The 16,494-nt window shown below is 57.1% G+C and carries 11 protein-coding genes and 1 tRNA gene; 5 read left to right on the top strand and 7 right to left on the bottom strand.

The features are described from left to right. Window positions 1–16: 16 nt before the first annotated feature. From FJ146_12835 to FJ146_12825, 3 genes are all read right to left on the bottom strand, one after another. On the bottom strand, window positions 17–1,936 hold the full coding sequence (locus tag FJ146_12835; GenBank protein MBM4252850.1) for an alpha-galactosidase: 1,920 nt from the start codon (window positions 1,934–1,936) through the stop codon (window positions 17–19). Window positions 1,937–2,029: 93 nt separating this feature from the next. Next, window positions 2,030–3,673 carry a gamma-glutamyltransferase gene (gene ggt, locus FJ146_12830; protein ID MBM4252849.1) on the bottom strand — a complete coding sequence of 548 codons (1,644 nt, stop codon included), beginning with the start codon at window positions 3,671–3,673 and terminating at the stop codon, window positions 2,030–2,032. 140 nt (window positions 3,674–3,813) lie between these two features. Next, a complete protein-coding gene (locus FJ146_12825) occupies window positions 3,814–5,442 on the bottom strand; it encodes an alpha/beta fold hydrolase (protein ID MBM4252848.1) in 1,629 nt (542 codons plus the stop codon). 239 nt (window positions 5,443–5,681) lie between these two features. Here FJ146_12825 and rpsU point away from each other — a divergent pair, with 239 nt between their 5' ends. Continuing rightward, a complete protein-coding gene (gene rpsU, locus FJ146_12820) occupies window positions 5,682–5,885 on the top strand; it encodes a 30S ribosomal protein S21 (GenBank protein MBM4252847.1) in 204 nt (67 codons plus the stop codon). Window positions 5,886–5,953: 68 nt separating this feature from the next. Here rpsU and FJ146_12815 read toward each other — a convergent pair whose 3' ends face one another. Next, the gene (locus FJ146_12815) at window positions 5,954–6,370 is read right to left on the bottom strand and encodes a hypothetical protein (protein MBM4252846.1); all 417 of its coding nucleotides are present in this window, start codon (window positions 6,368–6,370) and stop codon (window positions 5,954–5,956) included. Between the two features lie 202 nt (window positions 6,371–6,572). Here FJ146_12815 and FJ146_12810 point away from each other — a divergent pair, with 202 nt between their 5' ends. Then, complete coding sequence (locus FJ146_12810) at window positions 6,573–9,482, top strand: DUF4982 domain-containing protein (protein ID MBM4252845.1); 2,910 nt, start codon at window positions 6,573–6,575, stop codon at window positions 9,480–9,482. A gap of 68 nt (window positions 9,483–9,550) precedes the next feature. Here FJ146_12810 and FJ146_12805 read toward each other — a convergent pair whose 3' ends face one another. Together FJ146_12805 and FJ146_12800 are read right to left on the bottom strand one after the other, a co-directional pair. Further along, a complete protein-coding gene (locus FJ146_12805; GenBank protein ID MBM4252844.1) occupies window positions 9,551–10,339 on the bottom strand; it encodes a hypothetical protein in 789 nt (262 codons plus the stop codon). A 77-nt stretch (window positions 10,340–10,416) separates the two neighbouring features. After that, on the bottom strand, window positions 10,417–12,927 hold the full coding sequence (locus FJ146_12800) for a hypothetical protein (protein MBM4252843.1): 2,511 nt from the start codon (window positions 12,925–12,927) through the stop codon (window positions 10,417–10,419). Between the two features lie 293 nt (window positions 12,928–13,220). Between FJ146_12800 and FJ146_12795 the strand changes: the two genes are divergently transcribed. Next, the gene (locus FJ146_12795) at window positions 13,221–13,667 is read left to right on the top strand and encodes a pentapeptide repeat-containing protein (GenBank protein MBM4252842.1); all 447 of its coding nucleotides are present in this window, start codon (window positions 13,221–13,223) and stop codon (window positions 13,665–13,667) included. Here the strand turns inward: FJ146_12795 and FJ146_12790 are convergent. Continuing rightward, window positions 13,651–13,725 (bottom strand) — tRNA-Arg (locus FJ146_12790). The two genes, FJ146_12795 and FJ146_12790, sit on opposite strands and share 17 nt — an antisense overlap. A gap of 157 nt (window positions 13,726–13,882) precedes the next feature. Between FJ146_12790 and FJ146_12785 the strand changes: the two genes are divergently transcribed. Beyond that, on the top strand, window positions 13,883–14,884 hold the full coding sequence (locus FJ146_12785; protein MBM4252841.1) for a BMP family ABC transporter substrate-binding protein: 1,002 nt from the start codon (window positions 13,883–13,885) through the stop codon (window positions 14,882–14,884). A 50-nt stretch (window positions 14,885–14,934) separates the two neighbouring features. Then, complete coding sequence (locus FJ146_12780) at window positions 14,935–16,485, top strand: ABC transporter ATP-binding protein (GenBank protein ID MBM4252840.1); 1,551 nt, start codon at window positions 14,935–14,937, stop codon at window positions 16,483–16,485. Window positions 16,486–16,494: the final 9 nt, after the last annotated feature.

Genomic DNA, 16,494 nt, shown 5'->3' with positions numbered 1-16,494 from the left:
CCGTTAAACTGGGTGCCTAAGGGTTGTGGATGATCAAGCTCGATTTTGCCGGCACGCGACGGCCCGCAATCTCCTGAGGGCTATGGCTAAAATTCAATGCGACCAACGTACCGTCGGGCATACGCCACAGGTTCGGAACGTCGTGCTCGGCCGTGTATAGGTTGTCTTTCATGCTAACCAGCTCCTGCGGCACATAGGGAGGTACGAAACTAACAGGCAGCGCAGGTCGTCCCGACAGAGCAGCGCGTAACTGCGGTGCGCCCAGTCCCCAAAATACACGCTCTGCCGTCAACTTTGGCAGATCATCAGATAAGAACAAGGCACCGCCCGTGGACGCGACCACCCAACTGCCTAGCTGTACCTCATGTTCTGGCAAGGGAGCCCGCATGAGGATGGGATCGGCATCGCACAAGGTGGCGAGGCAGAATGGGTAGCGACCGGCGACGCTCCGCGCCTGGTTGGCGATGAAGGCAAAAGTCGGCGGTGGCCAGCCAATAAGCGACGGTGTGAAGGCGATGTCGCCACCGACGCGCCAACCATCCACGTAGCTCATGGTCGGGATCGGTGGGGAGCCGACGGCAAGCAGTTCGGTGTTGGTTCCAGCCGCCGCCCGGATCAGCGACAGGGCGCGCTCGTAGGCCTCGGTGCCCGTGGCTTTCTTGTGGCGCTTGCCTTCGATCGTTCCGGCAAAAAGGAAGTCGATTTTGATCAATTTAACGCCCCAGCCGACGAGTCGCTCTATGGTTTGCTGCAAGTGCGCCGCAGCAGCTGGATGTGTGACATCGAGCACTCCATACTCGCCCGTGGTGGGGTGGGAGTAGTTAGCGCCTTGCACGAGCCAGTCAGGGTGGAGTCGGGCCGTGCGACTACCCTTCGCTACGAGCAGCGGAGCAATCCAAATGCCCATCTGAAATCCTTGGTCGCTTAGCTCCCGAGCGACCGTCGCGATACCGTGGGGGAACTTGGTGTTGGGGTACCAGTCGCCCCATGCTTGTTGCCAGCCATCGTCGAGGACCACAAATCCAGGCAGATTGGCATCGGGGATCCGCGGCTGAAAGAGATCAGCAAAGATGCGCGCATTGCTGACGAGATCTTGTGGCTTTACTTTGTTCCAGAGTTCGTACCAGGAGTTCCAACCTACAGGAGTTGGTTTAGGGCTTAGTTTGCGCCGACTAGGCATGGCGGCACTGTAGTCGGCCATGGCTTTGGACAGTGAGGGTCCTAGATAGAGGTAAAAATTCTCACTGGTGATTTGATTGCCGGCAGCCACAGTGAGCTCTTCGGTAGCGCCACTGACGAGCTTTACAGCCAGATCATGGCCCGCGGTAGGGCGCGTCATTTGGACCCAAGATTTAAGATGGCGCGCGCTCGATGCCCCAGCAAGAAAACTGTGGTCGCCCCCAGCGGCATAGCTATACCACCAAGACATCTCGGGACCGCGACGATATACCTCGTCCTCACCTACCAGTGCCAACGCACGATCCAACTCACGCTCGGGAATCTCGGCCTGCAGCGAAATGAAACCCGTCTGTGACCAAGACTGGAAGCCGTTGGACAACCAGCCTCGTGCCCCAGGTAGCTTGAGTTGACCGCTAAGGCCGATACTGCGCACTTGGGTGTCACTCGTAGCCTCAAAAACCACGCGGTAGGCGGGATTCTTCTCAACGCGCAAATAACCATATCCATCGAGGCGGCAGGTGTAACTACCAGCGCGCAATTCACAGTCACTCACCCGGGGCTCGACCCATCCGGTCTTGGTTCGCAAGACTGGGCGCAGCAGGGCCTCAGAGTCGGCGCTTTTGGCCGCGAGTCCCTGATGATTGAGGTGCCAGCCGGGCTCCGGCACTGCGGCGGTGCTAGGCGATGCCCATAGAAGGAACGAAGAGGCAAGGAATGAAGCGGCCACGAACACTACACGGGTGGGGTAGAGGGTCATTGCGTTGTTCCAAGTTGTGGATGGGTCCCTAGATTATATCCCATCCTCAGCTTAAGACAGACTCTGGCGGTTACTTGACAAACGGCGGATGGCTTAAAGACCCATGGGTTGACCGTCAGAGCGGGTGTCGGAAACTCCGAGGAGGCCGTCCGGTTCGCGCCCCACAGCCTCGACGTCACCCATACCAGGGTGCTCCGTAAGTTTATGCCCCAAGGCTTTTAGCTCGTCGCGCACCTTGGGGTCCAGGCCGCCGCGCTCAAACTCCAGCTGGTCCGGTAACCACTGATGGTGAATGCGGTAGGCATGAACGGCGTCGGCAAGATCGAGGCCACGAGCAAGCTTGTTGAATATGGTTTGCAAGGTCGCCGTGATAATGCGCGGCCCACCTGGCGACCCGAGAGCCAAGCGGAGCTGACCCTGGGCGTCAAAGATGAGGGTGGGAGACATCGACGACAGCGGTGTTTTGCCAGCCGCGACGGCGTTGGCATCACTGCCAACTAAACCAAAAACATTGGCTGCCCCTGGACGTTTGGCAAAGTCATCCATCTCGTCGTTGAGTAGCACGCCGGTGCCAGCCGCGACGACGCCGGAGCCGAAGTAGTAATTGACTGTTTGCGTCGTACTCACCGCATTGCCCGCCGCATCCACGACCGCTAAGTGGGTGGTCGATGGGTGCTCATATTTTTCTGGTTGGCTCGGAGCGAGCTTGCTTGAGTTGGTGGCTTTTTTAGAGTCGATACTCTGACGGAGCGCGGCAGCATAATCTAGCGACAGAAGGCCGCGTAGCGGCATCTTGGTAAATGCTGGGTCGCCCAGAAACTGCGCGCGATCAGCAAAAGCACGCCGCATAGACTCTGCTAACCAATGTGCGGACTCCGCGCTCCCAAAGGGCGCCTTAGCGGCAGGGGAGTCAGCCAGGATATTGAGCACTTCGAGTAGGGTGATCCCCCCGGAGGAGGGTGGGGGCATGGCCACCAGTTGATGACCAGCATAGGTGACTTGCAGTGGTTCGCGCTCGATCATTTTGTAATCGGCTAAGTCGGCTTTAGTGATCAGTCCGCGTCCGCGCTTCATCTCGGCAAGAAGTAGCCTGGCGGTTTCTCCCGTATAAAAATCAGCGGCGCCAAACTTGGCTATGCGCTCCAGAGTTTTGGCCAAGTCTTTTTGAACGAGGAGACTACCGGTGGGCAGTGGTTGGCCATGTTTGAAAAAAATCTTCGCTGTAGCCGGAAACTTGCTGAGTACCGCCGCGCGCTCGGTTAGCCTCGCGGCCAGCATAGGATAAACAGGAAAGCCACTAGTGGCAATTTTAATCGCTGGTTGCAACACCTTGGCCAGAGGTAGTCGCCCGTGATTGCGATGAATGGCCGTCAGGCCTGCCACTAAGCCTGGTACCCCGGCAGCCAAGTGACCGTTGACCGAGGCATCAGGTATCTCCACTTTGCCATAGCGAAACGGTCGCGATTGCCCTTGAGGCCCGACGTACATGTCGCGCGTGGCTGCTGCGGGGGCGCGTTCGCGAAAATCATAGGCCCGCGTCTTTTTATCTTTAGCATCGTAGTAAAGAAGAAAGCCGCCACCACCAATGCCGGTCGACTGCGGCCTGACCACCGAAATGACAAACGAGGCAGCGACCGTGGCGTCAACGACATTACCGCCGGCGCGCAGAATCTCGATACCGGCGGCGCTAGCAAGCGGATGCGCTGTTGCCATCATGGCGCGCTGACTGCGCGCCACGTAACTGGCGCGCGGGCGACTCGGATCGATTGGTGGGTAAAGCTGCGCCTCTTTTAGCGGCGTAGCAGCTGAGACACTGTCGCTAACTACCAGGATGACCCAGGCCGCGAGGTTAACCAGACTGGAAAAGTGGCCACATCTTAAAGAAAGTTGACGGTAGGTAGAGATACCGTGGCCTCCTGATGAGGGGAATGATTGATCTCAAGCTGATAAGTCTCTGGTGTTGGGTCTACGTATAGCGGGTCACGGGTATCAATAGCAATCGCAATACGGTGACCTGCCGGCACATCATAGGCCGCCATGAACATGTCGGTGCTGACGGAAGCCGGACTAGGATTGGGCTCGTAGCGGCTGTAAATACCGTGCGTAATGAGGCGTCCGATGTTGTTGCGGTCGACGTCGTAGAGGTAGGAGGCCAACTGCACCGGTCCCCGATGTGGTTCGAGGTTCACTGTGACCCGCGGCATACCACGTATGTTAGTGGTAATACCCATAGGCTCGGACAGATAAATGGCCGCATGGCTTTTATTGATGAAGCTAATAGCCTGCATCACCGGTAGGCGCAGGTAGGCATCGGCAGCATCCGAGAGCAGGGGTATCCCCGAGGTTGCGGCTGAATCGATGTTGCCAATCAAACGAATGACGACGCTCGGTATATGAGACTCCCGACTGGACGGGGTCTCCTTCGGGACCACTTTATTGAGGGTCTTCAGGCGGAACACGGCGCTCTCGGCGGAGCTCGGCTGAGGAATTTGCGCGTAGTATTCGCGGCCGTGATCGGTACCGAAGCTGACGGGAGGACGCTTGATCACCTCGGATTCCTTGCCCAGTAAGTGGTAGTCGAACCAGGCGTGGACATCGAACCAGATCTCGCTCGGCATGCCAAACATCCCCGGTACTGCGCTGACGGCGTGGATGCCGTGATCCATGTACAGCATTTTGGGGCCAGTCAGTTTTTCGTAGAATTCACGCACTTGGTTTGGGGGGAAGAGGCTATCCTGATAGCTGTTGCCGATCATGATGGCAACACCGCGGGCGTTGAGGCGATCGATGTAGGTGAGGGGCGAGCGCACACGAGCCCAAGCTCTCAGAGTATCGACGTTACGGTGCTGCTTTAGGTCATCCACGAGCTGATAGAGCTGCGGATCCAAGCGTCCAAAGAGGGTGCCACTGCCGACCAGGAGACTCATGGCGACTTGCCGCCCGCTTTCGTTGGGCGCCAGCGCTTCGATAAGGTTACCCCAGCCGCTCAGGGCGACCACCGCTTTGATGCGTTCGTCATGTGCCGCGGCGAGTAGGCCCAAGCCCGCACCGTAGGAAACTCCGGCCATGGCAATTTTGGTGCCGTCAGTTGGCGTATTGGTGACCAGCCAATCGATAAGCTCTGAGATGTCTTGGATGTCGCGGCCAGACGCCACGCCCACCCGCCCGCCAGAGATGCCAAAACCTCGCGGGGCAAAATTGAGCACGACGTAGCCGTCCCTGGCAAATTCCCGCGCAGGCCCGTCGTACTCCCATTCGTTCAGGGCCCAGGAGCTCCCCATGAGTATGGCCGGTCTTTTGCCGGGAAAGCTAACGGGGTCAGGGGTGAAGATGCTAGTGCCAAGTTTGGTGCCGTCCGCCATGGCGATGCGGTGATGGCGTTCGGTGTAGCCCTTTTTGGCCGCGAGAGTTGCCTCCTGTGAGGCTATTTGCTGCGTCTTACCGCAACTAACAAGGGTCAACCCACAGAGACCGACTGCAAGGTACGACCAAACACGCGACGTCATGGGTACTACCTCGGGGTAAAATGTTTGGGGATTTACCAAACCTGCGAAATTATGTGGCTGGGATCACTGGATAGCCTAGCGAAGCATCAGAAAAACCACGCTAAACCCTATGGTTACATTGTATCATGGCTACCTCTGGAGTCGCAGGCACGAGAGGTGGGCTTTTGTGGTTGCAAGGTAAGATTAATCTTTGTTATGGTCCGATTTCTCATTTTGCCCAGGGACGCGAAAGGAAATCTATGCCGGGGATTAAGGTCAGAGACGGAGAGCCAATCGAAAAGGTGCTGCGGATTTTCAAGAAGCAGGTCGAGAAGGCCGGCGTGATCGGCGATCTCAAAAAAGGTCAGCACTACGAGAAACCGTCAGTAAAGCGCAAGAAAAAGGCGATCGCTGCACGTAAGCGTCGCATTAAGCAGTTGCGCAAGATGGGTCGCGGCGCCTGAGCTGCCCCGCATCGGTCCTCGTTGATCAACGCTGATTATCGGTGACTGACTATCGGTTGATTTAGATATTAGCGAGAACGGGCGGTAGTCAGCGGCTCTTGGGCCTCGGACTTATCCTGCCCTTTATTATTTTGGGTTGGGGCATCGGCATCGTCGATGGGCTCAAGGTCGGCAGCGTTAACTTGCTGCGATTGAGCCTGCGCCTGCGCCTGCGCCTGATCGCTGTCTTGCCCCTCTAGAATACCGGCGGTGGGGTCATCGTAACGATCGTAGTCGTTCTCGAAATAGTCGGCGCCAGCTGTCTCCGCCGTATCGCCGCCAGTTGCATCCTCGGCGTGTGGCGTTTCGAACTCCTCAATCTCGAGCGCATTGGTGCCGGGAGAGTTCGAGGCTGCTGTGTTGGGGGTGTCGGTGGCTTTGGTCAACAGGAAGTAACTTGCTCCGGTCGTTGCAACAGCGGCCACAAAGATCAGCAGCTTCTTCATATCAGGTCCTCAGCATTGAATGTCCGGAGATGACATTAACCAAGATACTGGACCTTAACCCGTAAGGCAACGCCTAGCCGCGGACACCTGGTTCGGCCGTCGATCCTGTGTCGCTCGTGTGTCGATGCTATATAGGAAGAATCTTTAACAATTCCCCGCTGACTGATAAGCTGCGTCAAAATGCCCTGAGGAGGACGCACACATGATGGCTAAGTCACTACGACCAAGCTGCAGTCGGATGATTTTTGTGATTTTCCTCGGAATGGCCTATGCGCCCCAAAGTGAAGCCACGGTGCGGGCTGTGCCCATAGCGGCTGATCACCTGGACGTGCCAGGTCAGCAAACGCCCCGGCGCGTCCACAGGCTGGCGGAGGGCTGGCGTTTCAGGCTTGGTCCTGAAGATCGTGGCGCCTTACCCGAGCTTGACGATAGCGGATGGTGGGAGGTTAGGGTGCCTCACGACTGGGCCATCGAGCAGGACCATGACCCTAGCGGCGACAGTAACACCAAGTTTAATTGGCGTGGCGAGGGCTGGTACCGTTATCACTTCACCCCAGAGCGTAGCGACGAGGGCCGGCGCTTTTGGCTCGATTTTGATGGCGTTATGGCTTTTCCCAAGGTTTACATCAATGGCCAACTCGCCGGCGAATGGGACTATGGTTACAACTCCTTTCGTGTCGATGCCACGCCATACCTGAAGTTCGACGAGGACAACGTCATTGCGGTTCAGGTCGATACACGTAAGCATGCCTCGCGCTGGTATCCGGGTGCTGGCATCTACCGTAAAGTTGTCCTGACCATCGCCGACCCTGTGCACGTTGCCCACTGGGGGACTGTCGTCACGACGCCGCGCGTTAGTGAGGCTGAGGCATCCGTCAACATCGCGACGACGATTGGTAACGAATTGACTGAGCCCGTCCATGTCACCGTGCGCACCACAATCTTGACCAAAGATGGCACCCGCAGGGTGGTTGCTACCAAAGTCACCGACACCCATGTGCCGCGTCTGGCTGCGGCTCATGTCGTGCAGAATCTGACGATCGTGAGGCCTCAGCTTTGGGACATTGACGCCCCGCATCTTTACGCGGCGGAGACGCAAGTAGAGGTAAATGGTCAGGTGCGCGACCGTTACTATACCGTATTTGGCGTGCGTGCCTTCGAATTTACAAAAGATAATGGATTCTTGCTCAACGGGCGGCGTGTGCAGCTCAAGGGCGCCAATATCCACCATGACCTTGGTCCTCTGGGCGCGGCATTTCACCGCCGTGCGGCGGAGAGGCAACTCGAGATCATGCGTGATATGGGTGTAAATGCCATAAGGTTTAGTCATAACCCGCCGGCTCCAGAGCTGCTCGATCTGGCCGATGCTATGGGTTTACTTGTCTTCGCTGATTGCTTTGATAAATGGGACCAAACTGCAGACCGATTGCCCCAGGTGGATTTGAATGGCTATGCCGAGAGACAAATCCGGCACTTCCTTAAGCGTGACCGCAACCATCCGAGCATCGTCATCTGGAGTATTGGCAACGAGATTTGGGACATCGAAGTCAATCTTTTTGGCGGTAGCGCAGAGCAGGTAGGCACCATCGCCAGCTACGTACGCGCAAACGATCCGACGCGTCCTGTCACTATGGCTACCCATTTGACGCAGGCCGTGAATACTGGGATGCATCGCTATCTGGACGTGCAGAGCTGGAACTACGGCCGCAAGTATTTAGAAGGGCGCGCCACCTATCCTGATATGCCGGTAGTGATGAGCGAATCGGCATCGGCGGTGAGCACCAGGGGTGAATACCGACTGCCATTGCCGCGGTACAAGGATGATTTTCTTGCATCGCCTGTGGTCAGTTCGTATGACCTGAACTCAGTTTCGTGGGGGGATATTGCCGATACGGAATTTGCCAATCGCGATGCCGATCCTTATGTGGCGGGTGAATTCGTCTGGACGGGCATAGATTACATAGGCGAACCCTCGCCCTTTGAAAAAGTGGCAAGAAGCTCCTACTTCGGTGCCGTCGATCTGGTTGGCTTACCCAAAGATCGGTTCTATCTCTACCGCAGCCACTGGAACCAGGCCGCCGATACGACGCATTTACTGCCGCATTGGAACTGGCCAGATCGCCTGGGGCAAAGCGTGCCGGTGATGGCCTACACTAATGGCGATGCTGCGGAGTTGTTTTTAAATGGCAGGTCCCTTGGGCGCCAGATCAAATTTGCGCCACCTATCAAACTGCCGCCAAATCTGGCTAAGGGGAGGCTGAGCAGCGCTAGCAGCGAGGAGATGAATCACGGCAATTTGGCGCAACAGGCGGTCGATGCGAATAGCAGCAGCCGTTGGTGTGCGCGTGACGGCAGTGCCCAAAGCTGGTGGCAGGTTGATCTAGGCGAGCCGAAAGCAGTGCGCACCGTTCACATAGACTTTGAGCAGGATAGTTCAAACTATCAATACTTGCTCAAAGGCTCGATGGACGGGAAGAATTGGGTGACACTGGCCACTAAGCGTCACTTTGAACGCGACGATCTCGCCAGTACTCATGCGGTTACCGCAGAGGCGCGCTATCTCCGCGTCGAATTCCTTGCCCTAAAAGACGGTAGCTGGGCATCCATTCGCGAATTCGAGGCCTATGATCAACCCGTCGATAGGTCCTACTACGGTGTCACCAGGGCTTACCGGCTGCGTTGGGATGACGTTCCTTACGAGCCGGGAGAGCTCCGCCTGGTCACCTACAAAGGTGCGAAGAAACTTGGTGAAACCGTTGTGCGGACGGCGGCACCACCGACACGCCTCGTGCTCACGGCGGACCGTAAACTCATCGCCGCCGACGGTGATGATCTGAGCTTCGTTACGGTAGAGGCTCAAGATGGCGCTGGCACTGTCGATCCCGATGGGATGCAGATGGTGCAGTTTGAGCTTACGGGACCGGGTGATATCGTAGGCGTGGGCAATGGTGACCCCAATTCCACCGACCGTATGGTTGCCAGGTCTGTGCGTCTATTTCACGGCAAAGCTGTGATCATTCTGCGCAGTAAGTCCGGCGACCCGGGAAGGGTAGCGCTCACCGCCGCAGCTCCGGGACTGGCCACGGCAAGCATCGAAGTGTCGGCGGAGTGACCTAGTTCTGAGCTATAGGACAACGAGTAGAGCAGTCCCTGACTGCTCTACTGGGTTTTGCATGGTTGTCACTTGGGCTTACTGAGGCGCTCAAGCACCTTTCCTAATGCTGCTACTACGGGCGCGCTACTCAGCATCGGCCAGGCTCCTGCGGCTTCTTTGGGGCCAAAGGCCTCCCATTCTTTGGAGAATGCCGCGCGCAGCTGCTTTTTCGTTTGCGCCCTTGGTGCCGCCGGTGCCTTCAGTAGGTTTTGCATAGCGTCTTCCGCCGCGGCCAATAGTTGCGCTTGAGGCACCACGGCGTCGACCATGCCAAGCTTCAGAGCCTCTTCGCTACTTGGTAACAGACCGTTCAGCAGTAACTTTTCGGCCGCTCTTTGGCCGATGGTCCGGGCCATCAAGCCACCCCAATATTCGGGCACCGGGATACCAAGGGCTACTTCGTTAAGGCCGATATTGCCAAAGTCCGTCATGATGCGGACGTCACAGCACAGCGCAGTCACACAGCCGCCTGCCGGTGAGGCACCGCGAATCGCAGCGACGGTGGCTAGTCTTGAGCGGTAGAGGCGTGCCAGGAATGTGGTTTGCGTCACCCAAAAGTCGGTATAACGCTCCTGACTGGTCTTGGGCGCGTAAAGCTCATTGATATCATTTCCAGCTGTAAACACATCGCGCTTTAGTCCAGATTGTAAAATCAGCCCATGAACCTGCGGATTAACCTCGAGCTCAGCTAGGGTCGTCGCTAGCTCGCGCCATAGTTCAAGGTTCATCGAATTGACCGGCTCTCGGGCTATCGTAACTATAGCGTAGCCATTGCTTTTTATTTCCGTACTGACGGCTTTGGGCAAATCACTCATAAAACTTAAGCTCCCATCGGTGAAGGTCGTCCTTAACCTTTACCGCGGAGCTCAAGAATCGACTAGTGAATTAGACTTCAGCCGCCGGTCTGAAGGCCGAGGATAAAGTCGTCAACACCGGAGTTCACGCCTGGACTCGGGTCGCCAGCATTTTGCTCAAGCGCATAAACCATAGCTGAGTGCATCGGTTGGGCGATGTGATCGAGTAGATACTGACGTGCCGGGACTGTACAGCGGGTGAGGATACTGAGTGTCTCGGCAGGAGTGTAGCGCGATAGCTGCCGCTGGATGTCATCGGCGGTAAAGGCTTTCAGTCTAGCCAGCTCGCCGCCAGAGGCGAAGCCTTCGGCTGCGGCCTTAGAGATAGAAGCGGCGTGTGGGACTGCCACAGAACGCGCTACGACTTGAGGCTGGGGCCGGGGAGTGATGTCTGGCGTGTCGAAGAATTTTGGCTCGGGACGGAGCGACAAGTCGCCAAATGAGTTACCAGTGCCGATGTCTGGCATCTTGGCCGGCTTGGTGTCGGCTACAGCTGCAAGGGCTTGCTGCTCGCGTTTTTTGAGTAGGGTCTGACGACGCTGCTCGTACTCAGCGATGATTTTCTGCTCGGCCTCGAGGCGTTTGACTTTACGCATTTCGGCAGCAAAGGCTTCGGCAGAGGAGGTCTCTTGCTCGAGCTTCAGCATGTCGGCCTGTTCGATAGCCTCGAGTTCTGCTTGGCGTCGCTTCGCCTCCATTTCCTCGCGAGCAAGCGAGTCTTCGAGGCGGTGTTTGGCAGCGATGGCTTCCTGCTTGCCGCGCAATTCTTTGCGGCGGTTGGCTTCAGCAACCTCTTGCTGTGCTCTCGCTACGGCGCGTTGCCGTGCTGCGTCCTCTTCTTGCTTCATGGCCTGATGGTGACGGATGCGAGCGGCCTCGGCCTCATGACGGAGCGCTTCTTGGAGTCGCTGCTCAGCCTCGGCGTTCTCCTGACCAATGGTGGCGTTGACGCGGGCTTCGGCGACTTTGGCCTCTTGGATCAGAGTCTCGGCGAGGCGCTCTTCGGCGGCGCGTTCTTCGCTGATCAGCTGTTCACGGAGACGGGCGCTGGCTGCTTCCTCTTCAAACTGGACGGCTTGTTCGAGGCGCTCTTCGGCCGCTTTGGCCTCCATGGCGGCGCGCAGTTTGGCGCGGTTGCCTGCGGGTTCGATCTCGGCCTGGATAAGGCGGTCACGGAGCATGCTAACGATGATGTTCTCGCAGAGCGCAATCTCTTTGGCGCGCAGTTGGGCTTGGGCTTCTTCTTGCTCCATGGCCTGCTCGGTGCGCAGTTGCGAAGCTTCGGCTTCGTCCGCGAGTTGGCGTGCCAGACGTAGTTTACTTTGCTCGACCTCTGCGAGGCGCCGATCTTCGGCCCGGATGACAGCTGCGGCTTCTTCGTCTTTGAGCGATTGCTCATGCCGCATCTTCGCGTCTTCGGCCTCTTTCGCTAGAGCGATAGTGAGGCGCTCGGCGGCAGCGGCTTCTTCGTCAGCCAGGCGGGCGGCGAGGCGCTCGTCGTAACTTGCTTTCTCAGCGGTCTGAGCTTTGGCGGCGCGCTCTTGGCGCTCGGCGTCAGCCTTAGTCTCGTAGGCTTGGCGCCAGCAGTCGACTTCCGCTTGTTCACGGGCACGGTCGCAGGCGGCACGCTCGTCGGCGGCTTCGGCTTCGGCGCGGAGTTCGTCGGCGAGGCGCTCGGCAGCGGCTTTTTCCTCAGCAGCGAGAGCGGCAGCTAGGCGCTGTTTACTCGCTTCCGCTTCGGCGACGAGCTGGGCCTTGCGGCGCTGCTCGGCCATGCGGCCTTCTTCAGAGATTTGTTGGCGGTAGCGCCGCTCGGCAGCAGCATCTTCGTTACGCAGCGCTGTGTCGAGGCGCTCGCGCGCTAAATTTTCCTCGTCCGCCAGGGCAGAGGATAGGCGATGCTGCGCGCGTGTTTCTTCTGCTCTAAACGCTTCGGCTAGGCGTTGCTCGGCGGCCAGGCGCTCTGCTTCTAAATTTGAGGCGAGGCGTTTTTCTGCATCGTCCGCTTCGCGTTTACGGGTTTCGCCCTCGCGTTCAGCCGCTAGCTTTTTCTCGGCAGCCAGACGCTCGGCATGCCTGGTCTTTGCTTGCATGCGCTCAAGTTGTAGCTGCCGTTGCTGGCGACGCTCAGACTCAGCAAGTTCCGCCTTGATACGGCGCGCTAGTCGCGACTTGCTCGCTGTCTCTTCTTGTTGCAGACGTTCATTGAGGCGTTGCGTCGCGGCTTCTTGTTCGGTTCTTAGTAGACCTTGGCGCAAGTTCTGCAGCGCAAATTCCTCGCGACTCTTTAGCTCCGAGGTGAAGGCTACGACCGCTTGCAGTTGGCGTTGGCTCAAGTCCGAGTCCTTGACCGGCACACTGGCCTTTGGTGACTGTCCGTCGTCACCGGACTCGGCTAGTTGTTCCTCAAGATCGGCGAGATCGACGCTATCAACGCCGTCGCTCTCCTCGGGGGAAGGTGCGGCATAGCTCTCGGGAGCTTGCTCGTCGTTCGCATGAGCGCTTGCGTTCACTACTTCTTCCTGGCCAACGATGTCTTTCGTGTTCATAGGTCTCTTGTCCGCTTCTTGAGTGTTTCGTGCTAATTTTAAATGGGAGAAGGGTAGGAGATAGGGCTATGAGGAGCGCTGAAAACCAACGCTTACTAAAACTCTAGCACCGTCCGCGCGACAGATAAATAAGGCGAATTTACCTAGTGATCTAAGATAACTAAGCAAAATTTGCCGACCAGTAAAAAGCCCGATTTGTAGGCAAAAGCTGCCCTCAAGCCTTGACCCTGCATGTCGTGATATCTTGTATTGGTAACGTGACGATCGCAGATTTGCCCCGAGGAGGAGAGATCATGGCGAAATTCGACGGCAACGGCTTACAGTTAGAGCCAAATCATGTACTGCCAAACATTAGTGAGTTTACAGACAAGATCAACTCCATGGTGCAGTTAACGCCGCCAGAGCCAGTCAAGATCGGTGACGAGGACGACCTTCTCGAAGTCATTAAACTCCACGCCCAGTGGCTGAACTCACTTTCGGCGCCAGCGCTTCCGGTACAAGGCAAGCGAGCTTGCTTCCGCGGTCTTAACCTGGCGGGCATGTCGTTTGCTGAATTTGACTTACGCGGCGCTGATTTTAGTGGCTGCAATCTCGAGGGAGCAAGCTTCAAGGATTCGCTCCTCGATTTCGCCGACTTTACCAATGCTAATCTACGCGGTGCCGATATGCGTGGCACGCGTCTCACCGGTGCTATTACGGTCGGTGCTGATTTAGAGGGTTGCGTGGCGGCCCCAGCATGACTCGAACATGCATCTAACCTTTAGGAAAGGCTTATTCTATCCCTTGAACTATGGGGCCCATTCGTCGTGGGGCATCAAAATACCCTACTGAGGGCCTTCGCTCCAATGATGATTTTTCATGAAAATCAAAAAATCTTGTGATAGAGTCCGCGACGTTCGGTAAAGTAATGCTTTCCCTAATTATTACGGGGACTAACGTCGGGAGTCTGCGGGTGGTGCGACAGAGCCTGGTCTGGATACTAGCAAGTGTCTTAAGCCTGTCGGTGGCCCAGGTCGCGACTGCCACGAGCGCCTACCGGGTGGCCGTGCTGCTGGATAAAGGCGGCAAGGACGATAAGTCCTTCAATGCCGCGGCCTTCAAGGGGACGCAAGAAGCCGAGAAAAATCTGGGCGTTAAAGTCAAAGTGCTCGAAGGCCGCGACGACAATTCGGCCGAGCCTATGCTGCGCTCGCTGGCCAGTAAACGCTTTGACCTGATCTTTGCCATTGGTTTCAGCCAGGCCGAGGCCGTTAAAAAGATCGCGGCCCAGTTTCCAGACCGGCATTTTGTCTTGGTTGACGCCGAGGTCAAAGCGCCTAACGTCGTCTCGGTTCTGTTTGAGGAGCACGAGATTGGCTACCTCGTGGGGGCCATGGCCGCCCTCACCACGAAGTCGGGCAAGGTGGGGTTCATTGGCGGGATGGACATACCGCTGATTCGTCGTTTTTATATGGGGTACGAGGCTGGTGTGAAATCCCAGCGGCCGAAGGACAAGGTCACCATCAACTTCACCGGAGTGACCGGCGAGGCTTGGAACAACCCACCTAAGGGTAAAGAACTCGCTATCTCGCAGTACGATCAGGGCGTGGACGTGATCTTTGCCGCGGCCGGCGCGACGAATATGGGTGTATTCGACGCCGCGGAAGAACGCGGCAAGTTGGCGATCGGTTGTGACTCTAACCAGAACTGGGTTAAACCTGGATTTGTTTTAAGCAGTGCGCTTAAACGCGTCGACAATGCTGTTTACCGCATGATCGAAGATGGTCAAAAAGGCGTCTTTCACAACGGCACTGTGCGCTATGGACTGGCCGACGGTGGTGTCGACTTCGCGCTCGACGATCACAACACCAAGCTACTGACACCTGTGATTTTGGCTAAGCTGGCAAAAATAAAATCTGACATCGTCGCTGGTAAGGTGAAGGTGCCAGACTACTACGTGGCGGCAAAAGCAAAGTGAGCACCCCCCCACAAGCCCCATCGGTCTCAGCTAGCGCTTATTCCGTAGAAATGCGCGGCGTCAGCAAAAGCTTCGGCAGCTTGCGGGCTAATGCCGACGTGTCCTTTGCGGTGCGCCGCGGCAGTATCTTTGCGCTGGTTGGCGAGAACGGTGCCGGTAAATCCACATGCATGAATCTTCTCTACGGCCTACACCGGCCCGATCAGGGTCAAATCTTGATCAACGGTCAAGAACACACCTGGAGCTCGCCCAGAGATGCGATTAAAGCTGGTTTGGGCATGGTCCATCAGCACTTTATGCTGGCGGCCCCGCACTCGGGACTCGACAATATCATCCTCGGTGACGAGCCTGAGGCCGCGTTGGGGAGTTGGTTACCTAAGTGGCTGCGCCCTATCGTGCGCAGCAAGGCAATCGACAAGCTGACAAGACTGATGGCCTCGCACCAATTGGCGGTCAACTTAGATGCTCTCGTTAATGCCACGCCCGTGGGTGTGCAGCAGCGACTCGAGATCTTGAAACTACTCTACCGCGATGCCCAGATTCTGATCTTGGACGAGCCGACCGCCGTCCTGACACCACAAGAAGCGGCATCGTTTTATACTAACCTTGCTCATTTGAAGGAGCAGGGGAAAACTGTCATCGTCATCACGCACAAACTCAGCGAAGTGCTGACGCATGCCGATGATTACGCCGTGCTGCGCGCTGGACGCATCGTGGCAACCGGTACCACCGATGGTCTGACGGAACAAACTTTGGCCGAGCAAATGGTGGGACGCGCCGTGCAGCTGACGGCAGCAAAACCGCCAGAGCCGCAGCTTGGTGGTGTGGCGCTCTCCTGCCATCAGCTGAGTCTCGGACTCAAGGGCGAAAAACCACGGCTATCCCAGATCGATCTTACCTTGCGCAGTGGTGAAATTTTGGGAATCGCCGGCGTCGAGGGCAACGGCCAGTCAGAGCTCCTGGAGCTACTGGCAGATCCGCATGAATATTTTCGGCGGCATGATGTGCGGGGCAAATTAAACGCCCATGGTCAGCTAACTATGTTTGGCACCGACGTCCGGCATATGCGTGCTGCTGCCGTGCGGGCGCTTGGGGTTGGTATGGTGCCCGAGGATCGGCATCGCCAAGGCCTCTTGATGGACCAAGACCTCACGCAAAACTTTCTCCTGGGTCTCGCTCATGAGCCCGAATTTAGCGAATCAGGCATCATTCGCTCACAGGTTGTCCAGGATAGACTGCGTGAGGCAATCAAGGAATTTGACATACGTCCGGCATCGCCATCGGCACTGGCCCATGGCCTTTCCGGTGGTAATCAGCAGAAGCTCATTCTTGCGCGCGAGTTTGCGCGCAAGCCGAACCTCCTCATCTGCGCGCAACCAACTCGCGGTGTTGATGTCGGTGCTATTGAATTCATTCACGAGCGTATTCTAGCCGCACGTAATGCAGGTATGGCCATTTTACTCGTATCCTCGTCTCTTGAGGAAATTCTGGCACTCTCTGATCGTATTGTTGTCATGTACGAAGGTCGCTTGGTAGGTGAATGCGAGCGCGGCGTCGACGAGGCAAAGCTGGGTCGCCTCATGGGGGGTGTCCTTGACTAGCGTAAACCG

The organism is Deltaproteobacteria bacterium (genome assembly GCA_016874735.1).
In the GTDB taxonomy this organism is placed as follows: Bacteria; Bdellovibrionota_B; Oligoflexia; order Oligoflexales; family CAIYRB01; genus CAIYRB01.
The sequence above is the reverse complement of the archived record's forward strand: the minus strand, read 5'-3'. Positions and strand labels throughout refer to the sequence as shown.

Excerpts from the sequence above, each read along its gene's own strand:
- FJ146_12795 (MBM4252842.1), top strand. The coding sequence starts at position 13,221 with ATGGCGAAATTCGACGGCAACGGCTTACAGTTAGAGCCAAATCATGTA.
- FJ146_12835 (MBM4252850.1), bottom strand. The coding sequence starts at position 1,936 with ATGACCCTCTACCCCACCCGTGTAGTGTTCGTGGCCGCTTCATTCCTT.
- FJ146_12780 (MBM4252840.1), top strand. The coding sequence starts at position 14,935 with ATGCGCGGCGTCAGCAAAAGCTTCGGCAGCTTGCGGGCTAATGCCGAC.
- FJ146_12810 (MBM4252845.1), top strand. The coding sequence starts at position 6,573 with ATGATGGCTAAGTCACTACGACCAAGCTGCAGTCGGATGATTTTTGTG.
- FJ146_12805 (MBM4252844.1), bottom strand. The coding sequence starts at position 10,339 with ATGAGTGATTTGCCCAAAGCCGTCAGTACGGAAATAAAAAGCAATGGC.
- FJ146_12800 (MBM4252843.1), bottom strand. The coding sequence starts at position 12,927 with ATGAACACGAAAGACATCGTTGGCCAGGAAGAAGTAGTGAACGCAAGC.
- FJ146_12825 (MBM4252848.1), bottom strand. The coding sequence starts at position 5,442 with ATGACGTCGCGTGTTTGGTCGTACCTTGCAGTCGGTCTCTGTGGGTTG.
- rpsU (MBM4252847.1), top strand. The coding sequence starts at position 5,682 with ATGCCGGGGATTAAGGTCAGAGACGGAGAGCCAATCGAAAAGGTGCTG.
- FJ146_12815 (MBM4252846.1), bottom strand. The coding sequence starts at position 6,370 with ATGAAGAAGCTGCTGATCTTTGTGGCCGCTGTTGCAACGACCGGAGCA.